Origin of the sequence: Microcystis sp. LE19-84.1B, from assembly GCF_027531875.1 — a bacterium.
Lineage (GTDB): Bacteria > Cyanobacteriota > Cyanobacteriia > Cyanobacteriales > Microcystaceae > Microcystis > Microcystis panniformis.
Genome location: NZ_JAPZSR010000299.1, coordinates 1 through 10,976 on the forward strand (window position 1 = coordinate 1; position 10,976 = coordinate 10,976).

Here is a 10,976-nt window from a genome sequence, read left to right on the forward strand (position 1 = left end):
ACTGTACGAATAGCTTCATCAATGGCAGAACACTGACTTGGTTTGACCACGGCTTTCATTTCTAAGACAATCATTGTTTATCGACCTCAAACAACTTATTTTAAGTTAACCTGTAGAGCATCGGATTGTCAAGATTTTAGTGAACATCGAAGCTCTTACATTGAAGCCCCTCGAAATGTCGTGCTTCGCTGTTTTATACTGGTCGGGGTTTCATCCCGTCGCGCTAAGCGCGAGGGTCTTCACCCCGACATTCAAGATAAACTAAACTTATACCAATATGGGTGGCGAATTATTTTATCTAGGGTTGGCTGAATAAATCTAAAAACCTTGTTGGGTAAGACTTTTAGACTTTTTGTCAATCAAAAAGTACCAGATATGGGAGTGGTCGGGGGGAAAATTCCGGGACTTTTTCCCTGAAAATTAGGTAATTGACCCCCTCAAAATCGGTAAAACCCCACACCCCACACCCTGTCCCCACGAAAAACTTTTTCAGCAGACCCTATCTAAAAACACTGTCAATAGAAAAGGAGGGAAACGTCAGTTAATTAGACCGATTATTGCAGACATTTTGGCAAATTTTCCTTTTTAGGATGGTTTTCCTGAATTGAGATTCTCCCCCCCTACTAAAGCAAGGGGGAAAAAAAATCAATTGGCACGCTGTTCAACCAACAGTTGGTAAGCATGATTAAAATCAGCCGTTGTAATGCGAATCTCAGCCGGGTCAGTCATTCCCTGATGGCGATAACGACGAATTGCCATCAGTGCCGCTTGGTTACATAATAACGCTAAATCTGCGCCATTCCAGCCTTCGGTTGCCTCGGCCCAATAGCCTAAATCCACATCCTCTAAAGGACGTTCATCATTATGAACCCCGAGAATTGCTAAACGACTAGAGGCATTCGGTAAATCAACTTTTAACTGTAAATCCAAACGTCCCGCTCGCAATAAGGCCGGATCTAACGCATCTGGGCGATTAGTGGCTCCAATCACTAAAATCGTTGCCGCCGTTTGCAACCCATCTAACTCCGTGAGGATTTGTCCCACAACCCGGTCACTCACTCCCGAATCCCCACTATAACGACCTCTTGCCGGTGCTAAAGTATCAATTTCATCAATAAAAACCACACAAGGGGCTGCCTGACGAGCTTTGGCAAACAACTCACGCACCGCTTGTTCGCTCGCCCCTACCCATTTACTCAAAAGCTCAGGTCCATTAATACTGATAAAATTAGCTCGCGCCTGAGATGCAACCGCTTTGGCCAATAAGGTTTTTCCCGTTCCGGGGGGACCCCAAAGTAAAATCCCTTTGGGAGCTTGGGCTTTGGTTTGCGTATATAATTGCGGATGGAGTAATGCCCCTTCCACGGACTCCTGTAGGGTTTGTTTAATCTGTTCAAGTCCGCCAATATTGTCCCAGTCCACATGGGGAGATTCCACTTCCACAGACCGCAATACCGCCGGTTTAACTTCTTTAAGGGCTTGCAAAAAGTCGGCTTGCACCACCGTCATTGTTTCTGGAATTTGCGAGTCAATCGTAGGAACCTGGCGTCGCAAAGCACTATAGGCCGCTTTCTGGCAAACGGCTTTTAAATCTGACCCGACAAATCCCACCGCATTATCGGCAATCAGATCTAAGGAAACTGATTCATCTAGGGGCATGGAACGGGTGAGAATCTGGAGTATCTCTAAACGGCCCTTGCGGTCAGGCACCCGAAAGAGGACTTCTCGGTCAAACCGTCCAGGGCGACGGAGGGCAGGGTCAAGATGGTCGGGACGGTTTGTCGCCGCTAGAACAATCACCCCTTGGCTTTGGGCAAAACCATCCATTAAACCCAGCAATTGGGCTACCAGTCTTTTTTCGACTTCCCCTTCAACTTTACTGCGATCGGGTGCCATGCTATCAATTTCGTCAATAAAAACGATACAAGGCGCATTCTTACCGGCTTTCTCAAAAATTCCCCGCAGTTTTTGCTCGGCTTCCCCATAATATTTGCTGATCACCTCTGGTCCGACTAAGGCAATATAGTTAACACCGAGTTCTTCGGCCAAAGCACGGGCGGTCAGGGTTTTACCAGTTCCGGGCGGTCCGACTAAGAGAACGCCGCGAGTGGGTTCAAGTCCTAACTTGGCCAACAAGTCAGGGCGTTTCAGAGGAATGGCAATTAGTTCTTTGAGTTCTTTAATCACTTCCGTCAAGCCACCAACATCTTTCAGGGAAGCCGTGGTCGGTCCTTCGGGCGGTGTCACAGTGTCTTTAACCTCTGAATCAGTGGAGGATGAGCGATGGCGATTGACCTCAAAATCATCCCCGCCAGAATTGCTCGAACGAGAAACCCCCCCTGAACGGGGAATACCGCCAGAACGGGGAATATTACTCAAGGGACGAGAATTAAATTGCATTTCGGTTTTAATTTCCCCTTTTTCCAGTTTCTCTTCCAAGATTTTAGCCAGTTCGACTAATTGCTCAAATCCTTTGAATAATTCTGCCATAAAATTTCTCCTGAGTCAAGTGAAAGATGGGTACTGGGTAATAGATGGGGTTAAGAAGTCCGACTTGATCAGACTAATTACCTTTAAAATAACAGATCTGCTGCGCCTTTTACCCGGGCTAGAGGTTCTACTGACCGGGGTAAACTGGGTAAGCGGAGCAAAGTTTGATCTGGGAATAAATCCCGATCAATTTCCTCATTAGCATGATAACGATTCTGCACGACATAACGTTGATAGATTCCCATTTTTTTCAAAGATGCTGTCAACCGCAGTTGTTCGGCAACGATCGCATCTTGGGCTTGTAAAATTCCAATAAATTCTGTATGTTGGGGGTCTTTTAGTTTTTTCTGGGCAGACATCACTTGTTGTCTTAAGGTTCGCAATCGTCCCATTAAATCTACACGCCCTAAGACATTTTGATACTTCATCCAAAGCTTAAAAATCCAACTTAACCAATCTCCTAAAGCCGTTGGCATTTCCAAAAATCGCAGGAGATGACCGGTAGGAGCCGTATCTAAAATAATCAAATCTTGTTGTTTCTGGTCTAATAAATCCATCACTGTTACTAGGGATAACATTTCATCAATTCCTGGCAGAGATTGAGCTACAATTTGTCGCCAAGCTTCTGGAGTATAAGCTAGTTTGATGTTTCCTTCTTCGTTACCTTCACCACTAATCATTTCTGCCAGTTCCCATAAATAATCATCCCGAAATTTTTCTAAAATGATATCAGCATCAACTTCTTGACCACTTAAATTATCAGTTAATTGTGTGGATTGATGTCCTAACTTTGTCCCAAAGGCATCTCCCAAAGAATGCGCTGGATCAATAGAAATAATTCTAATTTTTTGATCGGGATGACGATTAGCTAACGCCCAACCAATGGCCGCGGCAACGGTTGTTTTTCCCACCCCCCCCTTGCCACCAATGATAATGAGTTGGCGTTTGTCGTCAATAAAATCACTAAAACTCGGCAGAATTTTTTGCGGCCATTGAATAGGAGGTGGGGGAGTAAATTCTACTTTTTCGATGATTTTAATTTGACTCATGATCTGATCTAATGCTTCACCTCCTAGGGGTTCTTTTGATTGTTGGGGCAGGGTGAAAATTGTCTCTTGACCCGGAATTTTTAGGAATTTATCCAGGAGTTGCTGTTGCTCACTATAGCGATCTAAATTTTGATTAGGATCCGTTAGAATTCGATTAATAAATAAGCTGCCGCAGGGAATATTTAAGTGATGCAAACTATTGAGTAATCGTTCGGTTTCTAATAAACTCATCGGTTCGGCAATTGCCACAATTAAACAAAGGGTAAAATCCCGATCTTGTAGGATTCGTTTGCCTTCGGTTAATTCTGCTTGTGTTTTGACTAAAAAGTCATCGACATCATCGGCATTGTAGGTTTTTGAAAAAGTTTGCGAAATAACACGATGTTTTTCTTGAAACAACTCTAAAGAATTGAGAATAATCTCTAAAAAGTCTTTAATTCCCAATAAATTCAAGGTATGACCAGAGGGAGCCATATCAACAACAATTCGATCTACAACATTGTCAATAAGTAATCGTTGAATTTCTAATAGACCCATAATTTCATCTAAACCTGGCCAGTCTAAATCCCAAACAGGAGTTAAATCTTCTCCTTCAACAAAACTGCCCCGTTCTACTAAAAGTTCTAAAAAATTTCCGTATTTTGCTTTAAATTCTAAGAGCAATTTTTCCGCATCTAATGCCCTAACTTTTAAGTTGGGTAAGTCTTTTACTGGTGATGCTTCATCGCTAACTTCTGTTTGCAATACATCCCCTAAAGAGTGAGCAGGATCGGTTGAGATTAATAGGATTTGTTCCTCGGGAAATAATTTAGCCCAACGGCGAGCAAATCCACAGGAAAGGGTAGTTTTTCCCACTCCTCCTTTGCCACTAAACATAACTAAATGTCGAGTGTCATAACGACTTAGAGAGTTATTTACCAAGTTAAAGTTAGTCATAGAGAAATCAAGTTAAGTAAAGTGATAGGGGGGAGAAACTTGTCCTAATTGTAATTCCCAACGGGGGCAGGCTTTCTGCCAATGCAAAACTTGCTCGATTAGTAAAGGTTGTTCTTGAAAATCAACTAAAAGATAAATTCGTGATTCTGTCCCTGGAGCAGTAATAATCTTCGTTGATGGATAGTTTTGGGTGATTAAATTCACGAGATTTTGCCATTCTGAACCTTGCAAAGTATAAAAATCTTGTTGGGCTTCATAAAGCTGTTTTTTGGCTAAAAAATATTGTCTGCCCTTGCTTTCAGAAGAGAGTACAGGCTCCTCTGGCTTACGGGGAATACATTTTAAAAGATATTCTCCTTTTCCCTCAAGTTCTTCAATTTTTTCTTGATATTCTTGGCCATGAGAACAAAGATGAGTCAGTAAATTTTCTGACTCTAAAAAAGATGTGCCAAAACGTAGGGGTAAAATAGTGGTTTGTTGAAATAATTCACAGATGACTCGATCATGACATAAAACCGATTGAATCAAGCGCTCATCATCATTTTGTAAAGTGTCTAAACAAACTTCGGGTTCGACTACGGCCGAGATATCTCCACCAGTTATCAGTAACAATGGGTTAGCCATTCCAACGGGTAATTTTAGGCTTTCTCTGGGGGTTTTCAAAAAAGCGTAAGTATATAGATTGTACAATTTCATAGGGTTTACCAAAAGAAAATTGACGATTTTTTACAAGTTTTTATATTGGGGCGTTGATATGCTAGAATATTCTAAGTTATTCAGGGATTGTTATGACAACCACTCGTTCACCCAGACCAATTAGATCTAAAATTAGCACTATGCCTCGGAAACAATCTGAAGCAGATCAGCAACTTGAGCTTTATAAGTTAATTACTGAAAAACAACGTATCCAAGAAAAATTAGAAATGATGGAGCGGCAGATTCAGCAATTAAAAAATCGTCTCACGTTTGTGACAGAGCAAATTGAGACTACAGAACAAAGTATTCAAAATTTGCGTACAGCCAACCCTCCTAGTTTAAGTTTAGCTAAAAAACCTGATTCCCCCAAAACTGTTGCTCACTCCTCTAATAATTCTAGTAATTTCCAAGCTTTTTACCTAGAATATTAAGGCTTAATCAAGGGCTAGTTCTGACCAAGCTTCAACGAGTTCTTGAGCTTGTCAAAGCCGCCCTTACTAAGTGCCGCTACAATTTGTGATTTTGTCCATGGACTATAGGGTGGGAAAGATTGACAGTTTAGAGAGAAGATTCAGATTGGTTTTCTGCCTCCTCTTCTTCTAAGGCTTGAATTTTTAATAAAAGTTCTTCTTCCTGAATTTCAAACTCCTCCTCAGAAATGTTGCCCATATCGTAAGATAGTTGTAAGGATAATAGCAATTTGTGCAAATTCTCCGCCTCATCATATTCTATATCTGCACGCTCTTGAATCTTCTCCCCAATCCAGATTAGACCCCCAATAGGACCGGTAACAGGAAGAAGTAAAAGATCGAGAAACATAACTAATACTCTCCTTAGATAAGTTGGGCAAAGGTATAGGGGGCAGTTAAATTGTTATAGCGAATTCTTAGGCGATCACCAAACTGCTGATCGATCGCTTCAACGTTTTGGCTAAATTCTGGCTCTTGCTCCCAGGGAATTAAATAAGCTGCATTGTAAATCATGTCATCCGTCATCGGATCGCTTTCAATCACCTCTTGGGCTCGATAATTTAATTGGTCTCTAAAGACTTGAATAATGTCTTGTTTCCGTTGCAATACAGTGGCTTCAATGAGTTGACCTATATGGATAATTTCTTCCATATTTAAGTTTTTCCCCATCATCGCATCCCGTTCTTGCTTTAACTTCGGATTAGACTCCAAAGCCGCTTGTAATTCCCACTTATTATCCCAAAAAATCTTAATGCTAACCTCTCGTTGTCCTGACAGTTTAGCAAATAATTCTTTCAGTTGGGTTTTATAGGGAGTAATTAGTTGTTCGGTGACAGATTCCCAAGTTTTGATAACTAAGCCAAACCGCAGGGGCAACAACGTTGTAAACCCTGCTTCCATGACAGTTTCTAATACTTTTTCATGGCAAATTAAATAGCGACGGGATGCCAAATACTTCTCTTTATGAGCAGCGGAGTAGAGAAAACTAAAACCATCAATCATCTCACTGTGAACTGGCTCATTATCAATCCCTTGCAAAACGAGTCCGTCAGGAATTGGTTCGGGAAATATTCCATACAAATAAAGACCCACTGTCATCAGTATTCTCCCAAATTAAACCGGCTGAGAAGTTAAAACCAAACGAAGCTTTAGATGAATTAAATCTAGTTGAGCTAAACCCAGATCAACATTTCCTTCCACAACAACTCCTGTATTGAGGAGTCTATCCACTAATTCTAACACAGAGGGCTTAATACCCTCCTTTCCAGGATAATAACTCCCCGCTTCCGGTAAAAGAGTGCCAAACTCTCCTAGGTGGACATTTAACTCTTCTGGCTCAACCTCAAAAATTTCACACAAATGGAGAACTTGTTCTTGCAATTTTTGGATACTTTCTGCAGCTCTATCTAAATCAGACTCACTGAGAACCCCTTTTTCCATTCGGCGAATGATTTGGGCTTCGAGCAATTGGCGTACCAGTTCCACGACAGTTAACAGTAAAGGGGCTAAACCAGCTTGGCTATTACTTTCTGGACGGGTCAGCAAGGCTTGATTATCAGAATCGTAAGGTGTGCAAGCAAGGGTCATGGTTGGAATTGGTAAATGAGCAGTTTTTGACGGTGAGTCTCTAGTGGGGAGCTTGGCCAAGAAATTTTATCTGAGGGAAAAAATGATGTACAATGTCAATTTTTCGCTGCCTTGGTAAGATTCAAGTGAGGAACTTCTCCGACAGGAGGAATGTGCTTGATCCTTTGGACTGGTATCATGGCTCTCCATCGCCCCTAATTGGGGTATTTTAAGGCTTGAAGTTCAGCTTCTAGGGTTTGAAGTCGGCATGAAAGTTCCAGGTTTTCTGCTAATAAAGCTGGGGATTGGCTATAGAGATGGGAGTCGTCTTCCCACCCATTAATTACCATCTCCCTTGCTCTATCAACAGAGGCAATCGTTAACTGGTGTAAACTTCTTTACCGTTTGAGGATTCAATTGAGGAATTTCAATGTATATAAAGAATGTGACTGATCGTTGGGACTGCTATCACGGCTCTCGATTGCACTCAATTTGGCTAAGGATTTTAAGGCTTGAAGTCGCCGTGAAAGTTCCAGGTTTTCTGCGAATAAAGCTTGTCCTTGGCTAGGGAGGTAGGGATAACCTTGCAAGCCGCTAATCGCCGTTTCTCTGGCTTTATCAAGGGGGGCAATCGTCTCGTGTAAACTTCCTAACCTTTGAGGATTCAAGTGAGGAATTTCACGCATTCGAGGGATGTGCTTCATCGTTCGGACTGGTATCATGGCTCTCTATTGCACTCAATTGGGTTAAGGATTTTAAGGTTTCAAGCTCAGTTTCTAGGGTTTGGAGTCGGAGTGAAAGTTCCCGATTTTCTGCTAGTAAAGCTTGGGATTGGCTATGGAGGTAGGGGTCTCCTTCCCACCAGTTGATTCCCATTTCCCTGGCTTTATCAACAGAGGCAATTAACAAACGAATGCGGATATTGATAAGTTCAGTGGAGGCAATAGAAACGGAAATATCGCCGGCAATCACAATTCCTTTATCTAAAACTCGTTCGAGTATATCCGCTAAACTCGAACCTTGAGTTGCTGTTTTTAGGGAGTTGTTTGACTGGTTTTTGAGCGAGCCAGCAAAAGTGGAAGAAGTCACGGTTGGTTTCACTCAATAAGAGTATAAAATTAGTCTTTTCGCTGGGGCAAGTTGCCTCGCAGTAAAGATTGAATGGCTTTTAACGATTGATTTCCTGTCGAAGGCTCAGAAGTTGACGCTTGGGCATCGGAAGGCTCCGTCTCCTCTACAAAGGATAAGGATTCTAACGGATTGTCCTCGAGGATTTCCCATAAAATCGCTCTTGACTTATCAACAGATAAATTGGTGCGGGACAAAAGAACATCGGCGCAGATATCACGGAAGTCCGAGTCAGAGGAGTTGGCCGCAATATCGTGAGAGGCGCAGACTTTAGCAATCATTAAACAAGAGCGCAAACCCGACGTTTTTTCAGTCCCAGTTTTCACCCGGAAGGTTTTGACGAGGTTGACAATAAATAAAGCATCTTCTCGACCAATCCCCGTTTTTTGGGCAAGAATTTCAGTCTGAGTCAGTTGGTCCGGTTCAGGCATATTAATAGTTACCAACCGATCCATTAAAGCATCTTGGGTGGCATGAACCCCACAGTATTCTTCTGGGTTGGAGGTGAAAATTGCCCGAAACTGAGAATTGACTTGTAGGTAATCGGGTTGATGGCTAGTGGGCGGCAGGGTGAGAATTTTTTCTTCCAAGGCAGAGAGTAAAACGTTGTTGACCTCAGGCCGAGAACGATTGAACTCATCATAAACTAGGGTAAACCCCTCTCGACAGGCCATTGTTAACCGAGAATCTACCCAATTGTGTTTTAGCTCGTCTTCAACTTTGAGAACGCTGTGGATATAGTTATCCGTCAGTTTCTTGTGGGTATAACCAGACTGGCTACCAATTAAATCGGAACTGGTAAAGTCATCATCGCCAAAGATCAGCATCACAGGTCTGGCTAAACAATTGGCTAGGTGCATTGCCAAGGTGGTTTTTCCCGTTCCTGCTGGACCACATAGATGAACGGAAAAACCAGCGTTTAGATAACGTAAGGCGCGAGTGGCAATTTGATCAACCGAAGGCGTAACAACAAATTGACCAGGGCGAAGGCAGAGGACGGCTCTTCTTGTTTGAGTTTCAGTAAATGTCATAGTTGAAATCTAGTAAATACCATTGTTGACATCCTCACCGCCGTAAACGGACGGTGATTCCTCACCACGCCACCTTTTTAGGATGGTCGCGTCAATGGGGTTGACGCTTCACCAAAAGCGGACGGGTATTCTTGAGCTAACAATTGCCCGTTCAGGTTTCCCTTCATAACCGAGTAGGCAAGGACGCTTGTGTTGCCCGAATTTGACGGCAGGGTTAATCGTCTTTGGCTTTTAAAGCCCACCTCTATAATATCCCAAAAGAGTAGGAACTGTCATCAATTAGCTCTAGAACTTTGATTCTGAAGGTATTTTTAGGATATTCATTAGTCAAGGGGCTAAGGAGCTAAAATTCTTGTCTAGACCACTTTTCCAGACTTGAACAATGACAAGCCCAGATGCAGTCCTTTTCCCTTACCTCCTTTGTCAACAAAAGACTACTAATGACAACATTAACTATAAAGTAAGTGAAGTTTTATAACACTTCTTAATCTACCAGAACCCTAGAGTCGCCCCTACAGGAACTCACCACCCCTACGTTAAGTCTAGAAACCTAGAAAAGCAGGATCAGCATGGTAGGTTTAAAACCAAAGGCTTATTGTTGTACTTTCAGATAGTCCTCTAGTTTAGTCAGGAAAAGGGACTAGAGGGTTTTTACTCTAGCCCTAGGCTTAAGTGGGTTGGAATTAACCTAGAGATTTATTTGCCAAAAACGTAGATAGACAACTCTTGACGAAATTGACGCAAATCGTCTTTTAGCTGTTTCGCTTCCGCTAAACGTCGTTCTTGGAATTGACTTAAATCATCTTTCACCTGTTTGGCTCGCTCTAGATGAAGTTGACGTAATTCGTCCTCTAGCTGCTTCGCTGCCGCTAAACGTTGTTCTTGGAATTGACTTAAATCATCTCTCAGCTGTTTGGCTCGATCTAGACGCTGTTGACGTAAGTCGTTCTCTAGCCGTTTCGCTTCAGCTAAACGTTGTTCTTGAAATTGACGTAGATCCTGTTTTTGCTTTTCCGCCTGAGCTAAACGCTGTTTTTGGGTAGCTGTTAAAAACGCAAGGCTTTCTTGTTGAACTTTTTGGAAAGATTCGCGCAAAGCAGTTGCCTGTTCTTGCGCTTGTTTTTGTCTTTCAGTTTTGACATCCGACAAAAAAGCTTGGACTTCTTGCGAGAGTTTAGCTACTTCTCCAGCAATCGATAAACGCTCCTGGCGGAACTTTTCGATGAGAGCAGGCATGGGGTTGTCCTCAATTACTAAATACTATGGAGTGGATTAGACCCAATCACCCGTTAAAAGAACCTTCACGGGGACTGGGGGGAGAGACAGTAGATTCCGACTTTTCTGATCATCCCAAAGTCGAGATAGCGAACTACCCTATCAATTATAACTATTGCGCCCCAAGAGAGGGGTAACTAAACTCAATAGGGATTAAAGAAAAGCCGAGAATCTAGAAAACCTGGTAAGGTTTTAACTGAGCAGATGGGAGAATCTGGGAGCAATCCTTAAGCAGGAACCGCCGCAGATTGGGTCAGACCAACTGCTTCAGCATATTTGAGGTAGGTTTCAACCGAAGCGATGACTACACGAGCTTCAATCGCTAATAATTCGAT

General features: G+C 42.5%; 12 protein-coding genes and 1 pseudogene. 1 reads left to right on the forward strand and 12 read right to left on the reverse strand.

Annotated elements, in window-relative coordinates:
• The 4 genes and pseudogenes from O9324_RS16985 to O9324_RS17000 all read right to left on the reverse strand — a co-directional run.
• Positions 1-74: pseudogene (locus O9324_RS16985) on the reverse strand (transposase); the annotation flags it as partial.
• A 571-nt stretch (positions 75-645) separates the two neighbouring features.
• Positions 646-2,490, reverse strand: coding sequence for an AAA family ATPase (locus O9324_RS16990; protein ID WP_288140806.1), 1,845 nt, complete (start codon positions 2,488-2,490; stop codon positions 646-648).
• Between the two features lie 83 nt (positions 2,491-2,573).
• Positions 2,574-4,475 (reverse strand): ArsA family ATPase, encoded by a 1,902-nt coding sequence (locus tag O9324_RS16995; RefSeq protein ID WP_288140807.1) that lies wholly within the window; start codon positions 4,473-4,475, stop codon positions 2,574-2,576.
• Positions 4,476-4,487: 12 nt separating this feature from the next.
• A complete protein-coding gene (locus O9324_RS17000; RefSeq protein ID WP_002786506.1) occupies positions 4,488-5,171 on the reverse strand; it encodes a GvpL/GvpF family gas vesicle protein in 684 nt (227 codons plus the stop codon).
• Between the two features lie 92 nt (positions 5,172-5,263).
• Here O9324_RS17000 and O9324_RS17005 point away from each other — a divergent pair, with 92 nt between their 5' ends.
• Positions 5,264-5,602: a hypothetical protein gene (locus O9324_RS17005; protein WP_002786505.1), complete on the forward strand. Its 339-nt coding sequence runs from the start codon at positions 5,264-5,266 to the stop codon at positions 5,600-5,602.
• Positions 5,603-5,729: 127 nt separating this feature from the next.
• On the opposite strand, the gene O9324_RS17010 is transcribed toward O9324_RS17005, so the two are convergent.
• From O9324_RS17010 to gvpC, 8 genes are all read right to left on the reverse strand, one after another.
• Positions 5,730-5,990 (reverse strand): gas vesicle protein GvpG, encoded by a 261-nt coding sequence (locus O9324_RS17010; RefSeq protein WP_002772666.1) that lies wholly within the window; start codon positions 5,988-5,990, stop codon positions 5,730-5,732.
• A gap of 14 nt (positions 5,991-6,004) precedes the next feature.
• On the reverse strand, positions 6,005-6,739 hold the full coding sequence (gvpF, locus tag O9324_RS17015; protein WP_288140808.1) for a gas vesicle protein GvpF: 735 nt from the start codon (positions 6,737-6,739) through the stop codon (positions 6,005-6,007).
• A 15-nt stretch (positions 6,740-6,754) separates the two neighbouring features.
• On the reverse strand, positions 6,755-7,228 hold the full coding sequence (locus O9324_RS17020; protein WP_002786502.1) for a gas vesicle protein K: 474 nt from the start codon (positions 7,226-7,228) through the stop codon (positions 6,755-6,757).
• Positions 7,229-7,422: 194 nt separating this feature from the next.
• On the reverse strand, positions 7,423-7,557 hold the full coding sequence (locus O9324_RS17025; RefSeq protein ID WP_288140809.1) for a hypothetical protein: 135 nt from the start codon (positions 7,555-7,557) through the stop codon (positions 7,423-7,425).
• Between the two features lie 63 nt (positions 7,558-7,620).
• Positions 7,621-7,929 (reverse strand): hypothetical protein, encoded by a 309-nt coding sequence (locus O9324_RS17030; protein WP_002786500.1) that lies wholly within the window; start codon positions 7,927-7,929, stop codon positions 7,621-7,623.
• Positions 7,886-8,296 (reverse strand): gas vesicle protein, encoded by a 411-nt coding sequence (locus O9324_RS17035; RefSeq protein ID WP_288140810.1) that lies wholly within the window; start codon positions 8,294-8,296, stop codon positions 7,886-7,888. Before O9324_RS17035 ends, O9324_RS17030 begins: the two co-directional genes overlap by 44 nt.
• Before the next feature lie 29 nt (positions 8,297-8,325).
• Positions 8,326-9,366: a gas vesicle protein GvpN gene (gvpN, locus tag O9324_RS17040; protein ID WP_288140811.1), complete on the reverse strand. Its 1,041-nt coding sequence runs from the start codon at positions 9,364-9,366 to the stop codon at positions 8,326-8,328.
• A gap of 696 nt (positions 9,367-10,062) precedes the next feature.
• Positions 10,063-10,602, reverse strand: coding sequence for a gas vesicle protein GvpC (gvpC, locus tag O9324_RS17045; RefSeq protein WP_288140812.1), 540 nt, complete (start codon positions 10,600-10,602; stop codon positions 10,063-10,065).
• Positions 10,603-10,976: the final 374 nt, after the last annotated feature.